This is a genomic window from Aromatoleum toluvorans, from assembly GCF_012910905.1.
Classification (GTDB): Bacteria; Pseudomonadota; Gammaproteobacteria; order Burkholderiales; family Rhodocyclaceae; genus Aromatoleum; species Aromatoleum toluvorans.
In genome coordinates this window covers 84,875-110,436 of record NZ_WTVN01000005.1, presented here as the reverse complement: position 1 = coordinate 110,436, position 25,562 = coordinate 84,875, and the positions used below count along the sequence as shown (strand labels likewise).

At 66.5% G+C, this 25,562-nt stretch carries 23 protein-coding genes; 19 read left to right on the top strand and 4 right to left on the bottom strand.

Going from position 1 to position 25,562, the window contains the following annotated elements:
• Window positions 1–3: 3 nt before the first annotated feature.
• The 4 genes from GPA22_RS05350 (at window position 4) to GPA22_RS05335 (ending at window position 3,152) form a co-directional block, all read left to right on the top strand.
• Entirely contained in the window at window positions 4–249 is a 246-nt protein-coding gene (locus tag GPA22_RS05350; RefSeq protein WP_211168946.1) for a hypothetical protein, read from the top strand.
• Between the two features lie 129 nt (window positions 250–378).
• Window positions 379–1,194, top strand: a complete 816-nt coding sequence (gene pyrF / locus GPA22_RS05345; RefSeq protein ID WP_169255061.1) for an orotidine-5'-phosphate decarboxylase — start codon at window positions 379–381, stop codon at window positions 1,192–1,194.
• Between the two features lie 17 nt (window positions 1,195–1,211).
• The gene (gene ubiD, locus GPA22_RS05340; RefSeq protein WP_169255060.1) at window positions 1,212–2,702 is read left to right on the top strand and encodes a 4-hydroxy-3-polyprenylbenzoate decarboxylase; all 1,491 of its coding nucleotides are present in this window, start codon (window positions 1,212–1,214) and stop codon (window positions 2,700–2,702) included.
• 36 nt (window positions 2,703–2,738) lie between these two features.
• The gene (locus tag GPA22_RS05335) at window positions 2,739–3,152 is read left to right on the top strand and encodes a DUF4870 family protein (RefSeq protein ID WP_169255059.1); all 414 of its coding nucleotides are present in this window, start codon (window positions 2,739–2,741) and stop codon (window positions 3,150–3,152) included.
• Window positions 3,153–3,171: 19 nt separating this feature from the next.
• Here the strand turns inward: GPA22_RS05335 and dacB are convergent, their stop codons facing one another.
• Window positions 3,172–4,641, bottom strand: a complete 1,470-nt coding sequence (dacB, locus tag GPA22_RS05330) for a D-alanyl-D-alanine carboxypeptidase/D-alanyl-D-alanine endopeptidase (RefSeq protein ID WP_246264093.1) — start codon at window positions 4,639–4,641, stop codon at window positions 3,172–3,174.
• Between the two features lie 122 nt (window positions 4,642–4,763).
• On the opposite strand from dacB, the gene rfbB reads away from it, so the two are divergent.
• The 5 genes from rfbB to GPA22_RS05305 are packed head-to-tail and all read left to right on the top strand — an operon-like array spanning window position 4,764 to window position 8,522.
• Window positions 4,764–5,822 carry a dTDP-glucose 4,6-dehydratase gene (rfbB, locus tag GPA22_RS05325; RefSeq protein WP_169255058.1) on the top strand — a complete coding sequence of 353 codons (1,059 nt, stop codon included), beginning with the start codon at window positions 4,764–4,766 and terminating at the stop codon, window positions 5,820–5,822.
• A 2-nt stretch (window positions 5,823–5,824) separates the two neighbouring features.
• The gene (gene rfbA, locus GPA22_RS05320) at window positions 5,825–6,709 is read left to right on the top strand and encodes a glucose-1-phosphate thymidylyltransferase RfbA (RefSeq protein WP_169255057.1); all 885 of its coding nucleotides are present in this window, start codon (window positions 5,825–5,827) and stop codon (window positions 6,707–6,709) included.
• Window positions 6,709–7,254, top strand: a complete 546-nt coding sequence (gene rfbC, locus GPA22_RS05315; RefSeq protein WP_169255056.1) for a dTDP-4-dehydrorhamnose 3,5-epimerase — start codon at window positions 6,709–6,711, stop codon at window positions 7,252–7,254. Before rfbA ends, rfbC begins: the two co-directional genes overlap by 1 nt.
• Entirely contained in the window at window positions 7,251–8,144 is an 894-nt protein-coding gene (gene rfbD, locus GPA22_RS05310) for a dTDP-4-dehydrorhamnose reductase (RefSeq protein WP_169255055.1), read from the top strand. The genes rfbC and rfbD overlap by 4 nt, the downstream gene beginning before the upstream one ends.
• Window positions 8,145–8,147: 3 nt before the next feature.
• The gene (locus GPA22_RS05305) at window positions 8,148–8,522 is read left to right on the top strand and encodes a hypothetical protein (protein WP_169255054.1); all 375 of its coding nucleotides are present in this window, start codon (window positions 8,148–8,150) and stop codon (window positions 8,520–8,522) included.
• Here the strand turns inward: GPA22_RS05305 and lysA are convergent.
• Entirely contained in the window at window positions 8,495–9,757 is a 1,263-nt protein-coding gene (gene lysA / locus GPA22_RS05300) for a diaminopimelate decarboxylase (protein WP_169255053.1), read from the bottom strand. The two genes, GPA22_RS05305 and lysA, sit on opposite strands and share 28 nt — an antisense overlap.
• The gene (gene lptM, locus GPA22_RS05295; RefSeq protein WP_169255108.1) at window positions 9,754–9,927 is read right to left on the bottom strand and encodes an LPS translocon maturation chaperone LptM; all 174 of its coding nucleotides are present in this window, start codon (window positions 9,925–9,927) and stop codon (window positions 9,754–9,756) included. The genes lysA and lptM overlap by 4 nt, the downstream gene beginning before the upstream one ends.
• 46 nt (window positions 9,928–9,973) lie before the next feature.
• Here lptM and cyaY point away from each other — a divergent pair, with 46 nt between their 5' ends.
• Window positions 9,974–10,297, top strand: a complete 324-nt coding sequence (gene cyaY, locus GPA22_RS05290) for an iron donor protein CyaY (RefSeq protein WP_169255052.1) — start codon at window positions 9,974–9,976, stop codon at window positions 10,295–10,297.
• A gap of 25 nt (window positions 10,298–10,322) precedes the next feature.
• Here the strand turns inward: cyaY and GPA22_RS05285 are convergent, their stop codons facing one another.
• Entirely contained in the window at window positions 10,323–12,680 is a 2,358-nt protein-coding gene (locus GPA22_RS05285) for a penicillin-binding protein 1A (protein ID WP_169255051.1), read from the bottom strand.
• Window positions 12,681–12,848: 168 nt separating this feature from the next.
• Here GPA22_RS05285 and GPA22_RS05280 point away from each other — a divergent pair, with 168 nt between their 5' ends.
• The 9 genes from GPA22_RS05280 (at window position 12,849) to GPA22_RS05240 (ending at window position 25,559) form a co-directional block, all read left to right on the top strand.
• The gene (locus tag GPA22_RS05280; RefSeq protein ID WP_169255050.1) at window positions 12,849–13,925 is read left to right on the top strand and encodes a type IV pilus assembly protein PilM; all 1,077 of its coding nucleotides are present in this window, start codon (window positions 12,849–12,851) and stop codon (window positions 13,923–13,925) included.
• The gene (locus tag GPA22_RS05275) at window positions 13,922–14,494 is read left to right on the top strand and encodes a PilN domain-containing protein (protein ID WP_169255049.1); all 573 of its coding nucleotides are present in this window, start codon (window positions 13,922–13,924) and stop codon (window positions 14,492–14,494) included. Before GPA22_RS05280 ends, GPA22_RS05275 begins: the two co-directional genes overlap by 4 nt.
• Entirely contained in the window at window positions 14,491–15,159 is a 669-nt protein-coding gene (locus GPA22_RS05270; RefSeq protein WP_169255048.1) for a type IV pilus inner membrane component PilO, read from the top strand. Before GPA22_RS05275 ends, GPA22_RS05270 begins: the two co-directional genes overlap by 4 nt.
• 7 nt (window positions 15,160–15,166) lie before the next feature.
• Window positions 15,167–15,682, top strand: a complete 516-nt coding sequence (locus GPA22_RS05265; protein WP_169255047.1) for a pilus assembly protein PilP — start codon at window positions 15,167–15,169, stop codon at window positions 15,680–15,682.
• Window positions 15,679–17,853, top strand: coding sequence for a type IV pilus secretin PilQ (locus GPA22_RS05260; protein ID WP_169255046.1), 2,175 nt, complete (start codon window positions 15,679–15,681; stop codon window positions 17,851–17,853). Before GPA22_RS05265 ends, GPA22_RS05260 begins: the two co-directional genes overlap by 4 nt.
• Before the next feature lie 64 nt (window positions 17,854–17,917).
• Window positions 17,918–18,430, top strand: coding sequence for a shikimate kinase (locus GPA22_RS05255; protein WP_425483945.1), 513 nt, complete (start codon window positions 17,918–17,920; stop codon window positions 18,428–18,430).
• Window position 18,431: 1 nt separating this feature from the next.
• Window positions 18,432–19,514, top strand: a complete 1,083-nt coding sequence (gene aroB / locus GPA22_RS05250) for a 3-dehydroquinate synthase (protein WP_169255044.1) — start codon at window positions 18,432–18,434, stop codon at window positions 19,512–19,514.
• Complete coding sequence (locus GPA22_RS05245) at window positions 19,511–20,635, top strand: deoxyguanosinetriphosphate triphosphohydrolase (protein WP_169255043.1); 1,125 nt, start codon at window positions 19,511–19,513, stop codon at window positions 20,633–20,635. Before aroB ends, GPA22_RS05245 begins: the two co-directional genes overlap by 4 nt.
• 247 nt (window positions 20,636–20,882) lie before the next feature.
• On the top strand, window positions 20,883–25,559 hold the full coding sequence (locus tag GPA22_RS05240) for a glutamate synthase-related protein (protein WP_169255042.1): 4,677 nt from the start codon (window positions 20,883–20,885) through the stop codon (window positions 25,557–25,559).
• Window positions 25,560–25,562 lie beyond the last annotated feature (3 nt).

The window sequence follows — 25,562 nt, the reverse complement described above, 5'->3', positions numbered from 1 at the left end:
AAGATGAAAAAAAGCCTTATTTCAGGCCTGTTCGTGATGGCTTTGTCCGGCAGCGCGTTCGCGATGCATTGTCCCGCGGACATGAAGAAGATCGATGACGCGATGGCGAAGAGCCCCGCCTTGTCTGCCGAGCAGATGGCCGAGGTGAAGAAGCTGCGTGCCGACGGCGAGGCCCTGCACAAGGCCGGCAAGCATCAGGAATCCGTCGATACGCTCGGGAAAGCCATGAAGATCCTCAAGATCATGTAGTCGCATCGATCACGGCGCAGCGGGCCGCCATCGTGCGGCCCGTTGTTTTTGTGCGGGGAGGTGGCGGGGGAGGGCGCGCACGCGCGTCATCCGGCTTATCATTCGCCCCGAACCAAACTGGACGCCTCCATGCATTTCATGACCGCCCTCCGGGCCGCCTGGCAGCGCCGCAACAGCCTGCTGTGCGTCGGCCTCGACCCCGATCCCGCGCGCTTCCCTGCCCACCTGCAGGGCCGCCCCGACGCGATCCTCGAATTCTGCAAGGGCATCGTCGACGCCACCGCCGACCTCGTGTGCAGCTTCAAGCCGCAGATCGCCTACTTCGCCGCCCAGCGCGCCGAGGACCAGCTCGAGGCGCTGATCGACCACATCCACACGCGCCACCCCGACATCCCGGTGATCCTCGACGCCAAGCGCGGCGACATCGGCAGCACCGCGAGCCAGTATGCGGCGGAAGCCTTCGAGCGCTTCCGCGCCGACGCGATCACCGTCAATCCCTACATGGGCCGCGACTCCGTCGAGCCGTACCTGGAATACGCCGACAAGGGCGTGATCCTGCTGTGCCGCACCTCGAACCCCGGCGGCAGCGACCTGCAGTTCCTCGACGTCGGCGGCGGCGAGCGCCTGTTCGAGCGCGTCGCGCGCCTCGTCGCGAACGAGTGGAACGCGAGCGGCAACCTCGGCCTCGTCGTCGGCGCGACCTTCCCGAACGAGATCGCCCGCGTGCGCGAACTCACCGGCGACATGCCGCTGCTGGTGCCCGGCATCGGTGCCCAGGGCGGCGACATCGCCGCGACGATGCAGGCGGGGCGCACCGCGAACGGCACCGGCCTGATGATCAATTCCTCGCGCGCGATCCTTTACGCCGGCAGCGGCGAGGACTACGCCGAAGCCGCGCGCCGCGTCGCCCTCGAGACGCGCGACGCGATCAACGCCCACCGCTGAGCCAGCCAGACCCCTTCATGCGTTACCACGACCTCCGCGACTTCATCGCCCAGCTCGAACAGCGCGGCGAGCTCAAGCGCATCAGCATTCCCGTCGATACCCACCTCGAGATGACCGAGATCGCCGATCGCGTGCTGCGCGCCGGCGGTCCCGCGCTGCTGTTCGAAAAACCCGTCACCCGCGGCGTACCGCAATCGATGCCGGTGCTCGCGAACCTCTTCGGCACGCCCGAGCGGGTTGCGCTGGGCATGGGCGAGGAACTCACCGACGGCGACTGGCAGACGCCGCTGCGCGAAGTCGGCAAGCTCCTCGCGTTCCTCAAGGAGCCCGAGCCGCCCCGGGGGCTCAAGGACGCGTGGGAGAAGTTCCCGGCCTTCCGCCAGGTGCTCAACATGTCGCCCAAGGAGGTGCGCTCCGCGCCCTGCCAGGAAGTCGTGTGGGAAGGCAAGGACGTCGACCTCGCGAAGCTGCCGATCCAGCACTGCTGGCCCGGCGATGTCGCGCCGCTGATCACCTGGGGCCTGGTCGTCACGCGCGGCCCCGGCAAGAAGCGCCAGAACCTCGGTATCTACCGCCAGCAGGTACTCGGCCCCAACCGCGTCATCATGCGCTGGCTCGCCCACCGCGGCGGCGCGCTGGACTTCCGTGAGCACCAGCTCGCACACCCCGGTGAGCCCTTCAAGGTCGCGGTCGTGCTCGGCTGCGACCCCGCGACCATCCTCGGCGCCGTCACGCCGGTGCCCGACACGCTGTCCGAATACCAGTTCGCGGGCCTGCTGCGCGGCGCCAAGACCGAGCTCGTGCAATGCCTCGGCTCCGACCTGCAGGTGCCGGCCTCCGCCGAGATCGTGCTCGAAGGCGTGATCCACCCAGACGACATGGCGCCCGAAGGCCCCTACGGCGACCACACCGGCTACTACAACGAAGTCTCGGACTTTCCCGTCTTCACGATCGAGCGCATCACGATGCGCCGCGACCCGATCTACCACTCGACCTACACCGGCAAGCCGCCCGACGAACCGGCGATGCTCGGCGTCGCGCTCAACGAAGTCTTCGTGCCGCTGCTGCAGAAGCAGTTCCCCGAGATCATCGACTTCTACCTGCCGCCCGAAGGCTGCTCCTACCGGCTTGCCGTCGTCAGCATCCGCAAGCAGTACCCCGGTCACGCCAAGCGCGTGATGTTCGGCATCTGGAGCTTCCTGCGCCAGTTCATGTACACGAAGTTCATCATCGTCGTCGATGATGACGTGAACATCCGCGACTGGAAGGAAGTGATCTGGGCGATGACGACGCGCGTCGACGCCACGCGCGACACCGTGATGGTCGACAACACGCCGATCGACTACCTCGACTTCGCCAGCCCGGTCGCGAGCCTCGGCAGCAAGATGGGGCTGGATGCGACCAACAAGTGGCCGGGCGAGACGAACCGCGAATGGGGGCGCCCGATCGTGATGGATGCCGCCGTCAAGCAGCGCGTCGACGAGCTGTGGGCCGACCTCGGCCTGTAAGCGTCACCCGACACCCCGATCACCACGGAGCGAGCCATGCCCGACTACCGCAGCGACAGCGTTCCCGCCGACCTCGACGGCCTCGTCACCCTCGCGCACGTCATCTACGCGCTCCACGCCTTCGCCGTCATCTCCGGCATTGTCGGCTCCGCGACGGTCATCGGCAGCTTCGTTGCGAGCCTGCCGTCGATCCTCGCCGTGGTGCTCAACTACATGAAGCGCAGCGCCGTGCGCGGCACCTGGCTGGAAAGCCACTTCCGCTGGCAGATCCGCACCTTCTGGTTCGCGCTGCTGTGGATCCTCGTCGCCGCCGGGATGGTTTTCACCCTCATCGGCATCCCCTTCGCCCTTGTGCTGATCGGCGGTGCGACCCTGTGGATCATCTACCGCGTGATCCGCGGCTGGCTCAACCTGCTCGACCGCAGCGTCATGCCGATGCCGGAAGCCTGACGCACCGCCGCGGCGCCCGTCACTTCTCCGGGGCGCCGCCGGTGGCCCACACCCATTCCAGCAGCGCGTCCTGCGCGGCCTGGCTCGCGCCGGCCTCGGCGTGGTTCACGATCATCACGACCGCATGGCGCCGGCCGTTACGATCCAGCACATAGCCGGCGAAGGACTTCACGCCGTTGATCGAGCCCGTCTTGATGTGGGCGTAGCCGCGCGCCGGGCTGTCGTTCAGCCGCCCGCGCGCCGTGCCGTCCTCGCCGGCGATCGGCAGCGCCGCCATGAACTCCGGCATGAAGGGCCGCTGCCACGCCGCGAGCAGGATCTCCGCGAGCGCGCGCGCGCTCACCCGCTCGATGCGCGACAGGCCCGAGCCGTTCTCGATCACGAGGCCCGCCGTCGCGATTCCATCGGCGGCGAGCTGCGCCTGCACGGCCGCCGCACCGCCCGCGACCATGTCCAGGTTCGCACCGCTTTCGCGGCCCAGCGTCGCGAGCAACTGGCGCGCGATCACGTTGCTCGACCACTTGTTCATCTCGCGCACCACGTCGGCGAGCGGCGGCGAAGTCTCCGTGACGAGCGTCACCGCGCTGCCCGGCGTCACGCCGCTGCGCACCGTGCCTTCGACCGTGCCGCCCAGTTCTGCCCACAGCGCCGAGATCAGCGCCCGCCCGAAGGCTTCGGGCGACAGTGGCGCCGTCGCCCAGTCGCGCTGCCCGCAGCTCGCCGGCATGCTGCCCGACAGCACCAGGCGTGACCCCGCCGGGCCGGCTTCCAGCGCCGCATCGAGGTTCCCGTACCACACGCCGCAGGGGCCCGGCGCGGTCCGGATGCGGTTGTCGATGTCGACCCCGGTCAGGCTGGGATAAGGCGCGAGCCCCACCAGCTGGCCTTCCGCGGCCGGCACGAGGCGCAGCTGCAGGGTGTTGAAGTGCATCAGCAGCCCGTAGGCGCCGCTGTTGTAGGGCCGCAGCGCCCGCCCGTCGAAGGCCGCCGGATCGTGTGGCGGCAGCGCGAGCGCCGAGCCGTCGAGCACGATGTCGCCGCGCACCGTCGTGATGCCCAGCGCGCGGACCTGGCGCAGCAGCCGCTCCAGCCGCTCGTGGTTCAGCATCGGGTCGGCACCGCCCGTCAGGTACAGGTTGCCGTCCAGCACGCCCGCCGCGACCGGTCCGTCGCTCGCCACCCGCGTCGTCCAGGTGAAGGCCGGCCCGAGCCGATCCAGCGCGGCGAAGGCGGTGACGATCTTCATCACCGACGCGGGGTTCATCGGCCGCTCGCCATTGCGCTGCAACTGCGGCTTCGGGGCGTCGACCGCCTGCACCCACACGGCGACGCCGTCGGCGGGCACGTGTGCGGCGTCGAGCGCCTGCTGTACCGGCGCCGGGAGCCCGCTGGCGCTCGCGGCGCCGAACAGCACGGCGAGCAACAGGCCCGCGCAGACGCGCACCAGGCGGCCTGCCGTCATGAGATGGTCGTCAATATCCTGCAACATGCATTCCTCGGGCCGATCGCGCGGCGTTATCCGGGCGCGATACAATTTCACGTTTCGCGATCCCGATCGGATCGGCATTTTACGCCCTGCCGTGCAGGGCAAATCCCGCTGAAGGTGGTTTGATGATTTTGGTGACGGGCGGTGCAGGCTTCATCGGCGCCAATTTCGTGCTCGACTGGCTGCGCGCCGGCGACGAGCCGGTGCTCAACCTCGATGCGCTGACTTACGCGGGCAACCTCGAGAACCTCGCCGCGCTGCGGGATGACTCCCGCCACGTCTTCGTGCAGGGAGACATCTGCGACCGCGCGCTCATCGACCGCTTGCTCGCCGCACAGCGGCCGCGCGCGATCGTCCATTTCGCCGCCGAAAGCCACGTCGACCGCTCGATCCACGGCCCCGCGGCCTTCGTCCGGACCAACGTCGAAGGCACGTTCACGCTGCTCGAAGCCGCCCGCGCGTACTGGTCCGCGCTCGACGGCGCCGAGAAGGCCGACTTCCGCTTCCTGCATGTCTCCACCGACGAGGTTTACGGCTCGCTCGCCCCGGACGACCCGCCCTTCGCCGAGACCAAGGCCTACGAGCCCAACAGCCCGTACTCCGCGAGCAAGGCCGCCTCCGACCACCTCGTGCGCGCCTGGTACCACACCTACGGCCTGCCGGTGCTCACGACCAACTGCTCGAACAACTACGGCCCCTACCAGTTCCCCGAAAAGCTCATCCCGCTGATGATCGCCAACGCGCTCGCCGGCAAGCCCCTGCCCGTGTATGGCGACGGCCGCAACGTGCGCGACTGGCTGTACGTCGGCGACCACTGCGCTGCGATCCGCGAAGTCCTCGCACACGGCCGCCTCGGCGAGACCTACAACGTCGGCGGCTGGAACGAGATGCCCAACCTCGAGATCGTGCACACCGTCTGCGCACTGCTCGACGAACTACGCCCCGACCCCGCCGGCCCGCACGCGCGCCTCATCACCTACGTCGCCGACCGCCCCGGCCACGACCGCCGCTACGCGATCGACGCGCGCAAGATCGAGCGCGAGCTCGGCTGGCGCCCGGCCGAGACCTTCGAGACCGGCATCCGCAAGACCGTCGCGTGGTACCTCGCGAACCAGGACTGGGTCGCGCACGTGCAGAGCGGCGCGTACCGGGAATGGGTCGTGCGCAACTACGGAGAACGCTGAACATGAGCGCACGCAAGGGCATCATCCTCGCCGGCGGCTCCGGCACCCGCCTGCACCCGGCGACGCTGGCCGTGTCGAAGCAGCTGCTGCCGGTGTACGACAAGCCGATGATCTACTACCCGCTCAGCACCCTGATGCTCGCGGGCATCCGCGACATCCTCATCATCTCCACGCCGCAGGACACGCCGCGCTTCGAGCAGCTGCTCGGCGACGGCCGTCGCTGGGGCCTGCGCCTGCAATATGCGGTGCAGCCCAGCCCGGACGGCCTCGCGCAAGCCTTCCTGATCGGCGAGGACTTCATCGCCGGCGGCCCCTCGGCGCTCGTGCTCGGCGACAACCTGTTCTACGGCCACGAGATCGCCGACGATCTGCGCCAGGCGGGCCAGCGCGCGCACGGCGCGACCGTCTTCGCCTATCCGGTGAATGACCCGGAGCGCTACGGCGTCGTCGAATTCGATGCCGCCGGGCGTGCCATCAGCATCGAGGAAAAACCCGCGAAGCCGAAGAGCCGCTACGCCGTCACCGGCCTCTATTTCTACGACGAACGCGTCGTCGACATCGCCCGCGGCCTCAAGCCCAGCGCGCGCGGCGAACTCGAGATCACCGACGTCAATCGCCACTACCTCGAGGCCGGCGCGCTCGACGTGCAGGTCATGGGCCGCGGCCACGCCTGGCTCGACACCGGCACGCACGAAAGCCTGCTCGAAGCCGGCCTCTTCATCCAGACGATCGAGAAGCGCCAGGGATTGAAGATCGCCTGCCCGGAGGAGATCGCCTGGCGCGCGGGCTGGATCGATGCCGCCCAGCTTACCGAACTCGCCCGGCCGCTCGCGAAGAACGGCTATGGCCAGTACCTGCTGCGCCTTCTCGAAGAGCGGGTGTTCTGATGCACGCGATCCCGACTGCCATCCCCGACGTCCTGATCATCGAACCCAAAGTGTTCGGCGACGCGCGCGGCTTCTTCCTCGAGAGCTTCAACGCGCGCGCCTTCCGCGACGCGACCGGCCTCGACGCAGCGTTCGTGCAGGACAACCACTCCCGTTCTGCGCGCGGCGTGCTGCGCGGCCTGCATTACCAGATTCGCCAGCCGCAAGGGAAACTCGTGCGCGTCGTGCGGGGCGCGGTGTTCGACGTCGCCGTCGACCTGCGCCGCCGTTCGCCGACCTTCGGCCGCTGGACGGGCACCGAGCTCAGCGAGGACAACCACCGCCAGGTGTGGATCCCGCCCGGCTTCGCGCACGGCTTCGTCGTGCTGTCCGAGTCCGCGGACTTCCTGTACAAGACCACCGACTACTACGCGCCCGAACACGAGCGCTGCCTCGCCTGGAACGACCAGACGGTCGGCGTCGAGTGGCCGCTCGCGGGCGAGCCGCAACTGTCGGCGAAAGACCGCGAGGGCAAGCTGCTCGCGCAATGCGAGGTATTCGAATGAAACTGCTCGTCACCGGCGCCAACGGCCAGGTCGGCTGGGAACTTGCGCGCGCCCTGATGCCGCTCGGCGAAGTCGTCGCGCTCGACCGTCGCCGCTGCGACCTGTCGCACCCCGAGACGCTCGCCGCGCTCATCGCCGAACAGGCCCCGGACGTCATCGTCAATGCCGCCGCGTACACGGCCGTCGACAAGGCCGAATCCGAGGAAGCGCTCGCGACCACGATCAACGGCACCGCCCCCGGCGAACTCGCCCGCGCCGCGAAGGCGGCCGGTGCTCTGCTGATCCACTACTCGACCGACTACGTGTTCGACGGCACCAAGTCCGGCCCCTACACGGAGGACGACGCCGTCGCCCCGGTCAACGCCTACGGCCGCAGCAAGCTCGCCGGCGAAGTGGCGATCCGTGCGTCCGGCTGCGACCACCTGATCCTGCGCACCACCTGGGTGTTCGCCGCGCGCGGCGGCAACTTCGTGCGCACGATGCTGCGCCTCGGCGCCGAGCGCGAAGCGCTGCGCGTCGTCGCCGACCAGCACGGCGCGCCGACCTGGGCGCGCAACATCGCCGACGCCACGGCGCACATCATTGCGGGCGCACAGCGCGAACGGCGTGAGGGTGCCTTCGCATCGGGCCTCTTCAACCTCACGTCAGCCGGCGAAACGAACTGGCACGGCTTCGCCGAGGCGGTCTTCGCCACCGCCCGCAGTGCGTTGCCGGAACTCGCTCTCAAGGTCACGAGCGTCGAACCGATCCCCGCATCGGCCTATCCGACGCCGGCCGCACGCCCGGCCAACTCCCGCCTGTCCGCGGATCGCCTCGCCGCACGCTTCGGCATCGTGATGCCGCCGTGGCAGGACGCGCTGCGCCGCTGCCTCGAAGAGCTTGCGCGCTGAGCCATGAGCGGATTCGAGCATTTCGACCGCGATGCCAGCGAGCTCGAGCGCGAGATCCTCAAGCGCGGGATGCTGCTCAAACTTGACTGGGACAACCCGGTTGTCATGCGCAAGCTCGCCCGCGAAGCCCTGCAAGGTGGTCCCGACCACACGCAGGCCCTGCTTGCCGACCCGGATGCCCGCCTGCGCGCGCGCGGCGAACTCTTCGCGCTGGGCGTGCTGATGTTGCGCGTGATGGAGGAGAGCGCCGATACCGGTGTACACACGCACGGCGGACCGGCCTGGAAGGCCTTCGGCCGCGCCCTGATCCTTGAGGCGCAAGCCGAAGGGAAAAAAGTGGACCCGAGGGCTCAGCTCAACGGCGACTCGAGCGCATAGAGCGATTCGACCGTCTCGCGCCGGCGGATCAGGTGCATGCGGTCGCCATCCACCATGACCTCGGCCGCGCGCGGGCGCGTGTTGTAGTTCGAGCTCATCGCCATGCCGTAGGCCCCGGCCGACAGCAGCGCGACCAGATCGCCCGCCTCGACCGCCAGCTCGCGGTCGTGCGCGAGGAAGTCGCCGCTTTCGCAGATCGGCCCGACGATCTCGTAAGTCTTCGCCGCCAGCGTGCGCGGCTGCACCGCGACCACCTCGTGGTAGGCGTCGTACAGCGCCGGACGCGCCAGATCGTTCATCGCCGCATCGACGATCGCGAAATTCTTCTCCTCGCCCGGCTTCAGGTACTCGATGCGCGTGAGCAGCAGGCCCGCGTTGCCGACCAGCGAGCGGCCCGGCTCGAAGCTCAGCTCCTCCTTGCGGCCCTCGAACAGCTTCAGCAGCGGCGCGAGGTACTCCGCAACGCTCGGCGGCTGCTCGTCACGATACCGGATCCCGAGGCCGCCCCCCAGGTCGATGTGATCGAGCTCGATGCCCTCGGCGGCAAGGCGGTCGACGAGCGCGAGCAGCTTGCCGGCGGCTTCCGCGATCGGCGCGGGGTCGAGCAGCTGCGAGCCGATATGGCACGCCACCCCGCTCACGCGCAGATGCGGCAGGCTCGCCGCGCGGCGATACAGGTCCGCCGCCGCATCGATCGCGACGCCGAACTTGTTGTTCTTGAGCCCCGTCGAGATGTAGGGATGGGTCTTGGGGTCGACATCCGGATTCACGCGGAACGCGATCGGGGCGACCTTGCCGAGCTCGCCCGCGACCGCGTTCAGGCGCTCGATCTCGGCTTCCGATTCGACATTGAAGCAGCGGATCCCCGCGTTCAGCGCCTGGCGCATCTCGTCGCGGCTCTTGCCCACGCCCGAGAACACCACCTTGCCCGCGTCGCCGCCGGCGGCCAGCACCCGCGCGAGTTCGCCGCCCGAGACGATGTCGAAGCCCGCGCCCAGCTGCGCGAACACCGACAGCACGCCGAGATTCGAATTGGCCTTCACGGCATAGCATATGAAACCGCGCCGGCCGGCCAGGACCTCGCGGTAGGCCGCGAAGGCGTCGGTCAGGGCGCGCCGCGAATAGGCATAGACAGGCGTACCGTATTGCGCAGCGATCGTGGTCAGCGCGACCTGTTCAAGCTGAAGACCGTTGCTGCCCTCGGTCAGGGTCGGAATCGGGAATCGGGAAGTCATCTGGAGTCGGCGGGAGCGGTGGGGGCTTTGCTATGATCGACGGCGGCAGGCGGGGCTGCCTTGGCCGGTGCGGGCGGAACCTGGGGCAGGTAGAGCGGCCCCTTGATCCCGCAGCCGCTCAGTGCAAGGGCGGCGCAGCACAGTGCGGCGGCGGTCGGAATGGATCGCATGGTGGCGGCAATCGAAAAAACGGAAATCCTAACAGAAGGAGAGAACATGGAAGAATCGGCGTTCAACGCGCTGGCCGAGGCCGAGCTCGCGCGGATCGAAGCAGCGCTCGAAGCCTGCGGGGCCGAGCTGGACATCGAGACCATGCCCGGCGGCGTGCTGGAAATCGAATTCGAGAACGGCAGCAAGATGGTCATCAACCGCCATTCCGCTGCCCGCGAGATCTGGGTCGCCGCCAAATCGGGCGGCTTCCACTTCCGCCACGATGCCGGGCGCTGGGTCGCGACGCGCAGCGGCACCGAACTCTACGAGCTGCTCTCGCAGCTCGTCAGCCAGCAGTCCGGCAGCCCTGTCGAGGTGACTGCCGGCTGATCGTCGGCTTCTCCGCCGGCGGCCGTCACGGTCGCCGGATCGGCGTCGGCACGCGCTCGACCACCGGGGCGGGGGCCGCACTGGGCCGGGGCTGCGCCGGCGCGTCGTCGGGCGCTTCGGACGGCGGGGGCAGATTCTCGATGCCGGCGGGAACCACGATGGGTTCGGTCGGCAGGTTTTCCTGGTAGATGAATTCCTCGCGTCCCGAGCCGGTATTCACGGCCAGCAGCCCCTCAGGGCGCGCCGGGAATTTTTCCGGCGAGCCCTTCAGGGCCGTGCGCATGAAGTTCACCCACATCGGCAGGGCCGCCGTGCCGCCGGTCTCCCCGCGCCCCAGGTTGCGCGGCTGATCGTGCCCGAGCCAACTCACCGCGACCAGATCCGGGTTGTAGCCCGCAAACCATGCATCCACGTAGTCGTTGGTCGTGCCGGTCTTGCCGGCGAGGTCGCCGCGCTTGAGCACCAGCGCGCGCGTCGCCGTGCCGCGCCGGACCACGTCCTGCATCATCGAGCTCATCAGCCACGCATTGCGCGGATCGATCACGCGCGGCGCACTGTCGCCCGCCACCGGCGGATCGACTTTCGCGACCACGTGCCCCTCGCCATCGATCATCTCCTTCACGACATAGGGCTCGACCCGGTACCCGCCGTTGGCGAAAACCGCATAGCCGGTCGCCATCTGCCACGGCGTCGTCATGCCGGCACCCAGCGCCATCGTCAGATAGGGCGGATGCTGGGCCGCGTCGAAGCCGAAGCGCGTGATGTAGTCCTGTGCATATGCGGGCGTGATCGAGCGCAGCACGCGGATCGAGATCATGTTCTTCGACCGCGCAAGCCCGTCCCGCAAGGTCATCGGGCCTTCGTACTTGCCGTCGTAGTTCTTCGGCTCCCAGTCCTTGCTGCCCGTGATCCCGGCCGGGAAGAACAGGGGGGCATCGTCCTCGACGCTGCTCGGTGAATAGCCGCGCTCCAGCGCCGCGGAATAGATGAAGGGCTTGAAGCTCGAACCCGGCTGGCGCAGCGCCTGGGTCACGTGGTTGAACTTGCTGCGATTGAAGTCGAAGCCACCGATCAGCGCCCGGACTGCACCGGTGTTCGAATCGATCGCGACCAGCGCCGCCTCGACATCCGGCAGCTGTGCGATTTCCCAGCCCTTGTCCCCGAGATCGCGGATGCGCACGATCGCCCCGCGCCGCACCCGCCGCGCCTGCGGCGCGCGCTCGTTGAGCATCGGGGCGGCAAAGCTCAATCCCGCACCCGTGATCTTCAGGGTTTCGCCGTGGCGATAGACGGTGACCGATTTCGGCGACGCATCGAGCACCAGCGCGGCCAGCAGGTCGTCATAATCGGCCACGTCGGCAAGGAGCTCGTCGAAGTGTTCGTCGTCATTCCTGTTCGCGGTGCCCAGGTCCGCGAATCCCTCCGGGCCGCGGTATCCATGGCGCCGGTCGTAATCCATCACCCCCTGGCGGACGGCCTTGTAGGCCGCCTGCTGGTCCTCGCGCGTCACCGTCGTGACGATGCGGATGCCCGAGTCGTACGCCTGCTCGCCGAATTGCTCGACGGCGAGCTGCCGCGCCATTTCCGCAACATAGTCGCCGCGCAGCGGGCCCGATGCCGAGCGGCCGTTCGCCAGCACGAGCGGCTCCGCGCGGGCGGCCTCGAAGGTCTTCTCGTCGATGAAACCAGCCTCGACCATGCGCCGCAGCACGTACTGCTGACGCAGCGTCGCCCGGCGCGGGTTCGCGACCGGGTTGTAGGCCGACGGCGCCTTCGGCAGTCCGGCGAGCATCGCCGCTTCGGCCACCGTGAGGTCCTTCAGCGGCTTGTCGAAGTACGTGCGTGCCGCTGCCGAGAAGCCGTAGGCGCGCTGGCCGAGGTAGATCTGGTTGATGTAAAGCTCGAAGATCTGATCCTTGCTCAGGCTGCGTTCGATCTTCAGCGCCAGCAGGATCTCGTAGAGCTTCCGGTTGAAGGTCTTCTCCCGCGTGAGGAAGAAATTGCGGGCGACCTGCATCGTGATCGTCGACGCCCCCTGGCCGCGCCCGCCCGACACGACGTTCGCCACCGCCGCACGGGCTATGCCGATCACATCGATTCCGGGGTGTTCGTAGAAGCGCTCGTCTTCGGCCGCAAGTATGGCCTGCTTGAGGATCGCGGGCACTTCACTCATTGTTGCGACGACGCGACGCTCCTCACCGAATTCCCCAAGTAGATATCCATCTGACGTGTATACTCGCAGCGGAATCTTGGGGCGATAGTCCGTCAATACGTCCAGTGAGGGCAGATTCGGCCATGCGAAGGCCGAGACCGCTGCGACGGTCGCCATGCCGAGGATGACGAGGGCGATGAGTGCCGCGAGAGGGTAGAAAACCCAGCGCATCGGGAGTCCAGAAAAGGAAGAGCAGGAGCGCAATTATACGGGTCCCCGTCCGGGGCCCCAAAAACGCCCCTCAAAGTCCCGCTTTACACTCGCAACATTTTGTTGCTAGCATCTCACAAGCTTATTCAGTATCGGCGCCTAACATAAAGAAATTTAAGGATTTTCTTTGTGATCGACTTCTCCCTCATTCGCCCCAAGGCGCGCCAGCTGGTCGGACTCGATATTTCATCTTCATCAGTGAAGATGGTCGAGCTTGCAGAGGGCGAAAAGGGTGCGTATCGCATCGAGCGCTACGCCATCGAATCCCTGCCCCGTGACGCCGTCGTCGACGGCAACATCGCCAATCTCGAAGGCGTGAGCGACGCGGTGATGCGCGCCGTACGCCGCATGGGCGGGGGCATCAAGCAGGTCGCCGTGGCGCTTCCGGCGTCCGCGGTCATCACCAAGAAGATGATCCTGCCGGGCGGTCTGCGCGACCAGGAAATGGAGCTTCAGGTCGAGTCGGAGGCGAGCCAGTACATTCCCTTCGCCCTCGACGAAGTCAATCTCGACTTCCAGGTCGTCGGTCCGTCGCCGGGCAGCCCGGAGGAGGTCGAGGTCCTGATTGCCGCTTCCCGCAAGGAAAAGGTCGAGGACCGCGTGGCGGTGGTCGAGTCCGCCGGCCTCAAGGCGGTGGTGATGGACGTGGAGTCCTTTGCCGCCGAGGCGGCATTCGAACTCGTCGCCAGGCAGTTGCCGGGCGGCGGCGCCGACAAGATCGTCGCGGTGATCGACATTGGCGCCAATGTCATGAACGTCAGCGTGCTGCGCAACGGCCAGCAGCTCTATGCGCGCGAGCAGGCCTTCGGTGGCATGCAGCTCACGCAGGAAATCGCGCGGCAGTACGGCATGAGCGTCGAGGACGCCGAGGCCGCCAAACGCACCGGCGGCCTGCCCGAAGACTACGAGCGTGACCTGATGCGGCCGTTCATGGACAGTCTCGCGCTCGAGGTATCGCGGGCGCTGCAGTTCTTCTTCACGTCCACCCAGTACAACCAGGTCGACCACATCGTCCTCGCGGGCGGCTGCTCGGTGATGCCCGGTCTGTCGGATGTCGTCGCGGGCCGCACCCAGGTCCCGGCCATCGTCGCGAATCCCTTCGTCGGGATGTCGCTGTCGTCGCGTGTGCGACCCAAGAACCTGCTGGCCGATGCCCCGTCGCTGATGGTGGCCTGCGGTCTGGCGCTCCGGAGATTCGATTCATGATTCGAATCAACCTGCTGCCCCATCGCGAACTCAAGCGCCGCGAACGGCGCCAGCAGTTCTACGTCGTGTCCGCCGCGATGGTCGTTGCCGGCCTGCTCGTCGGGGTGCTCGTGCATACCGTCATCGCCGGCTATGTCGAACATCAGGAGCGTCGCAACGACTTCCTCAAGAGCGAGATTGCCAAGCTCGATACGCAGATCGCCGAGATCAAGCGCCTGCGTGAGCAGATCGATGCCCTGCTCGCGCGCAAGCAGGTGATCGAATCCCTGCAGACGACGCGTGCCCAGGCGGTGAACGTCATGAACGAGTTCGCCCGGCGCGTTCCGGACGGCGTGTATCTGCGCTCCATCAAGCAGACGGGACCGAAGATCGCGCTGCTCGGCTACTCGCAGTCCAACTCGCGCGTGTCGGCGCTGATGCGCAGCCTCGATGAATCGCCGTGGCTCGCGAATCCCGGCCTCGTCGAGGTCAAGGCGGCGTCGGTCAACAAGCGCCGGGTCAGCGACTTCGCGCTGAACATCGGTATCGAAGGGCCCAAGGCCGAAGGCGATCAAGGGGCCAGGAAATGAAGCTCGGCAAACTCCAGAGTATCGACTTCGAGCGCCTCTCGCAGGATTTCAAGGGCCTCGATCCCAACGATCCGGGCGCCTGGCCACTCGCACCGCGCATCGCGGTGTTCATTGCCCTGCTGGCCGCCGTATTTGCGCTGGCATGGTGGTTCGACTGGCGCGATCAGGTGGCGCTGCTCGAGCAGCGCGAGGCCGAAGAAGTGCAGTTGCGCGAGGACTGGCGGAACAAGAAGGCGCAGGCCGTGAATCTCGATGCGTACAAGCTGCAACTCGAAGAGATCGATCGCCAGTTCGGTGCGCTGCTGAAGCAATTGCCCAACCGGGCGGAAATGGATTCGCTGCTCTCCGACATCAACCAGGCGGGCGTCGGCCGTGGCCTGCAGTTCGAGCTGTTCAAGCCCGGTGTCGACGTGGTCAAGGATTTCTACGCCGAGATGCCGATCGATGTGCGCATCGTCGGGGCCTACAACGACCTCGGTGCGTTTGCGGAGGACGTCGCCCACATGCCGCGCATCGTGACGCTCGACAACGTGGCGATCGAAGCGCAGAAGGACGGCATGCTCAAGCTCGAGGCCAAGGCCATCACCTATCGTTATCTCGACGAAGAGGAGCTTGCGCAGAAGCGAGCGCAGGAAAAGGCCGCGAAGGCAAAGGGAGGCAAGTGAGAACGCCATGAAACGCCTTCTGATACTTGCAAGCGCTCTCGTCCTGACAGCCTGCTCCAGCGACCAGGAGGACATCCAGGGATGGATGGCCGAGCAGGAAAAGGGCATGACCGGAACGATCAAGCCCCTGCCCGAAATGAAACCCGCTCCGGTCGTGAAGTATGAAGCCGAAGGTGCTTCCGACCCCTTCCTGCAGGGCCGCATCGAGCCCGAAACGAAGACATCCCGTCGTGGCGGTCCCGATCTCGACCGTCGGCGCGAGCCTCTCGAAGCCTTCCCGCTCGAGTCCCTGCAACTGGTCGGCGTGATCAAGCAGAACCGGAAGGTGCACGCGCTGGTGAAGGCCGACCAGAACCTCCACCAGGTCAGGGTCGGCAACTACATGGGCCAGAACTTCGGGCTGGTGACCGCGATCACGGAATCGGAAGTCACCCTCAAGGAACTGGTCGAAGACATGAACGGTGATTGGGTCGAGCGCATCAGCACATTGCTGCTGCAGGAGCAGCAGGAGGCACGGAAATGAACAACAAACGCATGATTGCGCTGCTCGTCGCGGCGTTCACCCTGGCTGTTCCCGGCGCCGCCGTGCTTGCGCAGACGGCGCCTGCAAGCCAGGCCGCGACGAATCGCATCGAAAACCTCGAGGTGTCGCAGCAGGGCGGCCAGGTCCACCTGAAGCTCACGCTCAAGGATCCGCTCGCTGCGCCTCCGGCGAGCTTCAGCGTCGCGAATCCCGCCAGGATCGCGTTCGATTTCCCCGGCACGACCAACGGCCTGGGGCGCAGCGTGCAGGCAATCGAGCAGGGGGAGCTGCGCAGCGCAAACATCGTCCAGTCCGGCGACCGTACGCGGCTGGTGCTCAACGTCACCAGGGTGATGCCGTTCGAGTCGCGCATCGAAGGCCGCGACGTCATCATCTCCCTCGGTAGCGCGGCCACCGCCGGTGCCACGACGACGCAGGTGTCGCAGGCGATGGCCAATTTCGCCGCGCCCACGCGTGACGCGGCGGCCGCCGACGGCAGCAGCATCCGCGATATCAATTTCCGGCGCGGCAAGGACGGCGAAGGGCGCGTGGTCGTGCAGCTCGCGAATCCCGACGCGGGCATCGACATTCGGCAGCAGGGCGGCAATCTCGTCGTCGAGTTCCTGAAGACCTCGCTGCCGGAACATCTGCGCCGCCGCTCCGATGTCACCGATTTCGCCACGCCGGTGACTTCGATGACCGCGCAACAGCAGGGCGACAACGTCCGCCTGGTCGTGACGCCCAATGGCAAGTGGGAGCACAACGCCTACCAGAGCGACAACCAGTTCGTGCTGGAAGTGCGGCGCGTCGTCGAGGATCCGAACAAGCTGGTCCAGGGGGCAAGCCGCGGCCAGTACAAGGGCGAAAAGCTCTCGCTGAATTTCCAGAACATCGATGTCCGTTCGGTGCTGCAGGTCATCGCCGACTTCACGAACTTCAACATCATCACCAGCGACTCGGTGCAGGGCAATCTGACGCTGCGTCTGAAGGATGTGCCCTGGGACCAGGCGCTCGACATCATCCTGCAGGCCAAGGGCCTGGACATGCGCAAGTCCGGCAACGTCATCTGGATCGCGCCTGGTGAGGAGCTTGCGACGCGCGAGAAGCTGCAACTCGAAGCGAAGGCGCAGATCGGGGATCTGGAGCCGCTGCAGACCGAGAGCTTCCAGATCAACTATCACAAGTCCAAGGAAATCTTCGACTTCCTGAAGAGCAAGGACCAGACGATGCTGTCCAAGCGCGGCAGTGTCGTCGTCGATGAGCGCAGCAACCGCCTGTTCATCACCGATGTCGGGAGCCGCCTCGCCGCGCTTGCGAACCTGATCAAGGAAATCGACATTCCGCCGCGGCAGGTCATGATCGAAGCGCGCGTTGTCGAGGCGAACAAGGATTTCGCCCGCGATCTGGGCGTCCGTCTCGGGTATGGCGATCGCCGCGTGCGGAGCCTCGGTGGAGGCGCAAGACTTGGAGCCGGTTCGGCCGAGTTCGGCAGCGTCAACCCGGCCACCGGCGCGATCGACACCAGCGGCAACGCGGCGATCAACACGATCATCCATCGCGTCGGCGAGGACGTCGTGAGCGGCAACGGCTTCCTGCCGAACAATCCGTTCGGATCCCTGAATCTGACGCTGTTCAACAAGTCCCTTACGCGCTTCCTGAATCTGGAACTGGCGGCGCTCGAGACCGACGGCCGTGGCCGGGTGGTGTCGAGTCCGCGCATCCTTACCGCCAACCAGGTCGAGGCGACGATCAAGCAGGGTCAGGAGATTCCGTACGTCACGCCGTCGAGCGGTACGGAGCCGCCGACCGTCAGTTTCAAGGACGCGGTGCTCATGCTGAAGGTGCGTCCGCAGATCACCCCCGACGGCCGCGTGCAGCTGAAGGTGGAGGTGAGCAAGGACCGGGCGGACTTCTCGCGCAGCATCCTGGGCAACCCGCCGATCGACAAGAAGAGCGTGACGACCGAAGTGATGGTCGAGAACGGCGGCACCGTCGTGATCGGCGGCGTGTTCGAGGAAGAGGAAACCACCAACGTCGATCGCGTGCCGCTGCTTGGCGAGATCCCGTACCTCGGCGCACTGTTCCGTTCGACGAACACGCAGTCGTCGCGCCGCGAGCTGCTGGTGTTCCTGACGCCGCGGATCGTGTCCGACGCCCTGACGCTCAAGTGATCGGCAGACGGGCAAGCCCGTTCGCCTGTATAGTTGGCGGCATTACGTATCGGATGCCGGTTTGGTGTTAGTGATTCTGGTTGGCATGATGGGCGCCGGGAAGACCACGGTAGGTCGTGAGTATGCCCGGCGTCACCACTTGCGCTTTGTCGATTGCGACCATGAGATCGAGGCCCGCACGGGGGTCAAGGTTGCGACGATCTTCGAAATCGAGGGCGAGGAAGGGTTTCGGCGGCGCGAAACTCAGCTCATCGACGAGCTGACGCAGGAATCCGACCTGGTGCTGGCCACCGGGGGCGGAGCGGTTCTCAACCCGGCCAACCGCGCGCTCATGGCCGAGCGCGGGATCGTGGTGTACCTGAACGTGCCGACGCCGGTTCTGTGGGAACGCACCCGACATGACCGCAATCGCCCTTTGCTCCAGGTCCCCAATCCGCGCGAGCGGATCGAAACACTCTATCGCGAGCGCGACCCCCTGTATCGTGCCGTCGCGGACATCATCGTCGATGGCGGTCGCGGCAACCCCGGCGGGATGGTGCGCATGATCGAAAAGGCCGTCGACAACTTCAAGAAGTAATATGCGTACTCTCAACGTGGCTCTGGGTGAGCGCTCCTATCCGATCAACATCGGCAGTGGACTGCTCGGCGATCCGTCGCTGATTCTCCCCTTTCTCAAGACGCCGCGCGTCGCGATCGTCACCAATGATGTCGTCGGGCCGCTCTATCTGGATTCCCTGCAGGCGGCGCTGCGTGAGTGCGGCGTGCGTGTCCATGCGGTGACGCTGCCGGATGGCGAGGAACACAAGAACTGGCAAACCCTCAACCTGATCTTCGATACCCTGCTCGCCGAGCGCTGCGAACGTTCGACGACGCTGCTGGCGCTGGGCGGGGGGGTGGTCGGCGACATGACGGGATTCGCCGCGGCGACCTATCAGCGGGGCGTGCCGTTCATCCAGATTCCCACGACGCTCCTGTCGCAGGTGGACTCCTCCGTCGGCGGCAAGACGGCAATCAATCACCCGCTCGGCAAGAACATGATCGGGGCCTTCTATCAGCCGCGACTGGTGCTCGCCGACACCGGCACCCTCGATACCCTGCCGGATCGCGAACTGGCTGCGGGCCTCGCCGAGGTCATCAAGTACGGGCTGATCAGGGATCCCGGGTTTTTCGTCTGGCTGGAAGCGAACATCGAGCGTCTGGTGGCCCGCGAGCCGGAGGCGCTGGCGTTCGCCATCGAGCGCTCGTGCGTAAACAAGGCCGAGGTCGTTGCGGCGGATGAAACCGAGCAGGGCGAGCGCGCCCTGCTGAATCTGGGTCATACCTTCGGCCACGCAATCGAGACGGGCATGGGCTACGGCGCCTGGCTGCACGGCGAGGCCGTTGCCGCGGGAACGATGATGGCGGCCGAGCTGTCATGCCGGCTCGGGTGGCTCCCGGCCGCGGAGGTGTCGCGGATCGAGGCGCTGCATCGCCGCGCCGGCTTGCCGGTGCAGGGGCCGCGCCTGGGGGCGGGCCGCTATCTCGAGCTGATGGCGCACGACAAGAAGGTCGAGGCCGGACGCCTGCGCCTGATTCTGTTGCGCGGCATCGGGCAGGCCGTCATCCATGCCGACGCGACGCCCGAGGCGATCGCGGCCGCCATTGACGCGCGCTGCGCATGAGCGCGCTCGCACCCTACGCCGTCACTGAATCGAGCTCGCGCGGGCGCGTGCATGCCGAGCCCGCACCCGGCATTCGCAGCGAATTCCAGCGCGACCGCGATCGCATCGTGCATTCGAACTCGTTCCGGCGGCTCGAATACAAGACGCAGGTGTTCGTCAATCACGAAGGCGACCTTTTCCGCACGCGGCTGACGCACAGCCTCGAGGTCGCGCAGATTTCCCGCGGGGTGGCGCGTGCGCTGCAACTCAACGAGGACCTGGTCGAGGCGATTGCGCTGGCCCACGATCTGGGGCATACCCCGTTCGGCCACGCCGGCCAGGATGCGCTCAATGCGTGCATGAAGAACTACGGCGGCTTCGAACACAACCTGCAGTCGCTGCGCACGGTGGATGAGCTCGAAGAGCATTACGCGGCGTTCGACGGGCTCAACCTGTGTTACGAGACCCGCGAAGGCATTCTCAAGCATTGTTCGCGCGAACGTGCCCGGGAACTCGGCGAACTGGGGCAGCGCTTTCTCGAGGGCGGGCAGCCGTCCCTCGAGGCGCAGCTCACGAATCTGGCCGACGAGATCGCGTACAACAACCACGACATCGACGACGGGCTGCGTTCCGGGCTGATCACGCTCGAACAGCTCGACGACATCGCGATCTTCGCCGGCGCGCGGCGTGATGCCGAGGCGCAATGGCCGGGGCTGGGCGGACGTCGGCTGATTCACGAGACGATCCGGCGCATGATCAACGAGATGGTGCTCGATCTGATTGCGACGACGCGCGCGAATATCGTGCAGGCGGGCGTGCAGTCGCTCGCCGACGTGCACCGTGCGGCGCGTCTGGTCGCCTATTCGGAGGCGCTTGCGCCGCGGCTGCGTGAGTTGAAGACCTTCCTCCGCCAGAACCTCTACGCGCACTATCAGGTGTTGCGGATGACCGACAAGGCCCGACGCATCATCCAGGACCTGTTCGGTGCCTTCATGAGTGATCCTCGCCTGCTTCCGCCGCAGTACCAGGTGCGCGCACGCGCCGATACGCCGCGCGCGATCGCCGACTACGTCGCGGGAATGACCGACCGCTACGCGATGAAGGAGCACCGCCGCCTCTTCGCCGTCGGCGAAATTCATTGAAGCATCATAGGCTTACCGCGCTGCAAAAAAATCTTGAAACACGGGTTTTGCGCGGGTATATTTCTAAGTCCGCCTGAAAGGTAAGCAGTGGCCGTGTGTGCAACACTGGCCGAAAGGAGCCGGTGTGCGCGCGCACCCGGCTTTTTTTGACGCCTGCACAATTTTGGTGCGTTATTTGCATGCGGCGTTGCCGTCGCCCGATCAACGCCGGTTTGCCGGCAAACGTGTTGTGTCGAGGAAGAACGTGATGGATCTCCCCCAGAAGCAGGGTCTGTACGACCCGACCAATGAACATGATGCCTGTGGTGTGGGTTTCGTCGCCCACATCAAGGGTGTCAAGAGTCATGCAATCATCAGCCAGGGGCTTGAGATTCTGAAGAATCTCGACCACCGGGGCGCCGTCGGTGCAGATGAGCTGCAGGGGGACGGCGCGGGTATCCTGATCCAGATTCCCGATGTCCTGTATCGCGAAGAGATGGCGAAGCAGGGCGTCGAGCTGCCGCCGGCGGGCGAGTACGGCGTCGGCATGGTCTTCCTGCCGAAGGAGCAGGCGTCGCGTCTCGCGTGCGAGGAGGAGATCCGCCGCGCGGTGCGCGCCGAAGGCCAGGTGGTGCTCGGCTGGCGTGACGTTCCGGTGAACCGCGACATGCCGATGTCGCCGGCGGTGAAGGACAAGGAGCCGGTGATGCGGCAGGTCTTCATCGGCCGCGGCCCGACCGTGACGGTGACCGACGCGCTCGAGCGCAAGCTGTTCGTGATCCGCCGCCGCGCAGCGAACGCGATCAACGACTTGCAGCTCAAGCACGGCAAGGAGTTCTACATGGTGTCGATGTCGGCGCGCACCGTGAACTACAAGGGCCTGCTGCTGGCGACGCAGGTCGGCGAGTACTACTGCGATCTCGCCGATCCGCGTACGGTGTCGGCGCTCGCCCTCGTGCACCAGCGCTTCTCGACCAACACCTTCCCGAAATGGGACCTCGCACATCCGTTCCGCTACATCGCCCACAACGGTGAAATCAACACGCTGCGCGGCAACTACAACTGGATGCGCGCGCGCGAAAAGGGCACGCATTCGCCGCTGCTCGGCGACGATCTGGAAAAGATCTGGCCGCTGATCTACCCGGGCCAGTCGGACTCGGCGTCGTTCGACAACGCGCTCGAACTGCTGGTGATGAGCGGCTACTCGCTCGCCCACGCGGTGATGATGATGATCCCCGAGGCGTGGGAGTCGCACACGCTGATGGACGAGAAGCGCCGCGCCTTCTATGAATACCACGCGGCGATGATGGAGCCGTGGGACGGCCCGGCTGCGGTCGCCTTCACCGACGGCCGCCAGATCGGCGCGACGCTCGACCGCAACGGCCTGCGGCCGGCGCGCTACCTCGTCACCGACGACGACCTCGTCGTGATGGCGTCGGAGTCCGGCGTGCTGCCGATCCCCGACAGCAAGATCGTCAAGAAGTGGCGTCTGCAGCCCGGCAAGATGTTCATGATCGACATGGAGCAGGGCCGCATCATCGACGACCGCGAGCTGAAGGAGTCGCTGGCGCTCGCCAAGCCCTATCGCGAGTGGATCCGTCGCATCAACATCAAGTTCGACGACCTGCCGGTGCCGGAGGGTGTCGAGCCGCTGCAGCCGCGCGCTTCGCTGCTGGATCGCCAGCAGGCCTTCGGCTACACGCAGGAGGACATCAAGTTCATCCTCGAGCCGATGGGCAAGACGGGCGAGGAAGCGACCGGTTCAATGGGCAACGACTCGCCGCTGGCCGTGCTGTCGGCGAAGGAGAAGCCGCTCTACAACTACTTCCGTCAGCTGTTCGCACAGGTGACGAACCCGCCGATCGACCCGATCCGCGAACAGCTCGTGATGTCGCTGGTGTCCTTCATCGGCCCGCGCCCGAACCTGCTCGAGATCAACGAGATCAACCCGCCGTATCGCCTGGAAGTGACCCAGCCGGTGCTGGACTTCGACGACATGGCGAAGATCCGCAACATCGGGCGCTACGCCGACAGCCGCTTCCGTTCGGCCGAACTGGACGCGTGCTACCCGGTCGCCTGGGGCAAGGACGGCGTCGAGGCGCGCCTCGCGACGCTGTGTGCCGAGGCCGAGGATGCGGTGCTGCAGGGCTACAACATCCTGATCGTGTCGGATCGCAAGGTCGACGCCGATCACGTCGCGATTCCCGCGCTGCTCGCGACCTCCGCGGTGCATCAGCACCTCGTGTCGAAGGGACTGCGTACGCGCGCCGGCCTCGTGGTCGAGACCGGGACCGCACGTGAGGTGCACCACTTCGCCGTGCTCGCCGGTTACGGTGCCGAAGCGGTCCATCCCTATGTGGCGATGGAGACCCTGCAGCAGCTCGCCGGCGAGGACGACGAGGCGCGCGCGAAGGCGATCAAGCATTTCGTCAAGGCGGTCGGCAAGGGGCTCATGAAGGTCATGTCCAAGATGGGCATTTCGACCTACATGTCCTACACCGGCGCGCAGATCTTCGAGGCCGTCGGCCTGAAGCAGTCGCTGTGCGACCGCTACTTCACCGGCACGACCAGCCAGGTCGAGGGCATGGGTGTGTTCGAGGTGATGGACGAAGCCATCCGCCTGCACCGCAGGGCCTTCTCCAACGACCCGGTGCTGGTCGACATGCTCGACGCGGGCGGCGACTATGCCTTCCGCGTGCGCGGCGACGACCACATGTGGACGCCGGAATCGATCGCCAAGCTGCAGCATGCGACGCGCTCGGGCAGGGCCGATACCTACAAGGAATACGCCAAGCTGATCAACGACCAGAGCAAGCGCCACATGACGCTGCGCGGCCTGTTCGAGATCAAGCCGGCAGGTCCTCCGGTGCCGCTCGAGGAAGTCGAGTCCGCCAAGGAGATCGTCAAGCGCTTTGCCACCGGCGCGATGTCGCTCGGCTCGATCTCGACCGAGGCGCACACGACGCTGGCCGTGGCGATGAACCGCATCGGCGGCAAGTCGAACACCGGCGAGGGCGGCGAGGATCCGATGCGCTTCAAGCCGATCACGCAGGCGATGCGCCTGTCGCAGATCGTCGGCGAGAACCGCATCGCGCGCGACCTCGAGCTCAAGGCGGGCGACAGCCTGCGCTCCGCGATCAAGCAGGTCGCGTCGGGCCGCTTCGGCGTCACCGCGGAGTACCTGGTCAACGCCGACCAGATCCAGATCAAGATGGCACAGGGCGCCAAGCCCGGCGAGGGCGGCCAGTTGCCCGGCCACAAGGTCACCGAGTACATCGGTTTCCTGCGTCACTCGGTGCAGGGTGTGGGCCTGATCTCCCCGCCGCCGCACCATGACATCTACTCGATCGAGGATCTGGCGCAGCTGATCCACGACCTGAAGAACGCCCAGCCGGCGGCTTCGATCTCGGTCAAGCTGGTGTCGGAGATCGGTGTCGGCACGGTCGCGGCAGGTGTCGCCAAGGCCAAGGCGGATCACGTCGTGATCGCCGGTCACGACGGCGGCACCGGCGCCTCGCCGTGGTCGTCGATCAAGCACGCCGGTTCGCCGTGGGAGCTGGGCCTCGCCGAAACGCAGCAGACCCTGGTACTCAACAGCCTGCGCAGCCGCATCCGCGTGCAGGTCGACGGCCAGATGAAGACCGGCCGCGACGTCGTCATCGGCGCGCTGCTGGGTGCGGACGAGTTCGGCTTCGCGACCGCGCCGCTGGTCGTCGAAGGCTGCATCATGATGCGCAAGTGCCACCTCAACACCTGCCCGGTCGGCGTCGCGACGCAGGACCCCGAGCTGCGCAAGCGCTTCACCGGCCAGCCCGAGCACGTCGTGAACTACTTCTTCTTCGTCGCCGAGGAAGTGCGCGAGCTGATGGCGCAGATCGGCATCCGCAAGTTCGACGACCTGATCGGCCGTCCCGAGCTGCTGGACATGAAGAAGGGCATCGAGCACTGGAAGGCGCGCGGCCTCGACTACAGCCGCATCTTCCATCGCCCGAAGGTCGCTGCGAGCGTCGCGAAGCGTCACGTCGAGACCCAGGAGCACGGCCTCGAGAAGGCGCTCGACAACCAGCTCATCGAGCTGGCCAAGCCGGCGCTCGAGCGCGGCGAGGCGGTGCGTATCGATGTGCCGGTGCGCAACATCAACCGCACGGTCGGCGCGATGCTGTCCGGGCGTGTCGCCGAGAAGTACGGCCACGCCGGTTTGCCGGACGACACGATCCACGTGACGCTGAACGGCACCGCGGGCCAGAGCTTCGGCGCCTTCACGGCGCGCGGCGTGACGCTGGAACTGGTCGGCGAGGGCAACGACTACGTCGCCAAGGGCCTGTCGGGCGGCCGCGTGATCGTGCGTCCGCAGGCTGCGTTCCGCGGCGCATCGACCGAGAACATCATCATCGGCAACACCGTGCTGTACGGCGCGATCGAGGGTGAGGCGTATTTCTCGGGCGTTGCCGGCGAGCGCTTCGCCGTGCGCAATTCGGGTGCGACCGCCGTCGTCGAAGGCGTGGGCGACCACGGCTGCGAATACATGACGGGCGGCACGATCGTCGTGCTCGGCCAGACCGGCCGCAACTTCGCCGCCGGCATGTCGGGCGGCGTCGCCTATGTGCTGGACGAGGACGGTACGTTCGAGCAGCGCTGCAACATGGCGCAGGTCGCCCTCGAGCCGGTGCCCGACGAGTTCGAGGCGCGCAAGGGGTCGGAGTCGGGCGACGATCTCGAGTCGCATGGCCGCGTCGACATCAACCACCTCGAAATGGGCGACGAGCTGATCCTGAAGGGGCTGATCGAGCGCCATGCGCGCTACACGGGCAGCCCGCGCGCTCGCGCGATCATCGAAAACTGGACCGCCTGGCGCTGCAAGTTCGTCAAGGTGATGCCGCATGAATACCGCCGAGCGCTGGCCGAGATGGCTGCGCAGAAGCAGAAGCAACTGGAGGCCGCATAAAAA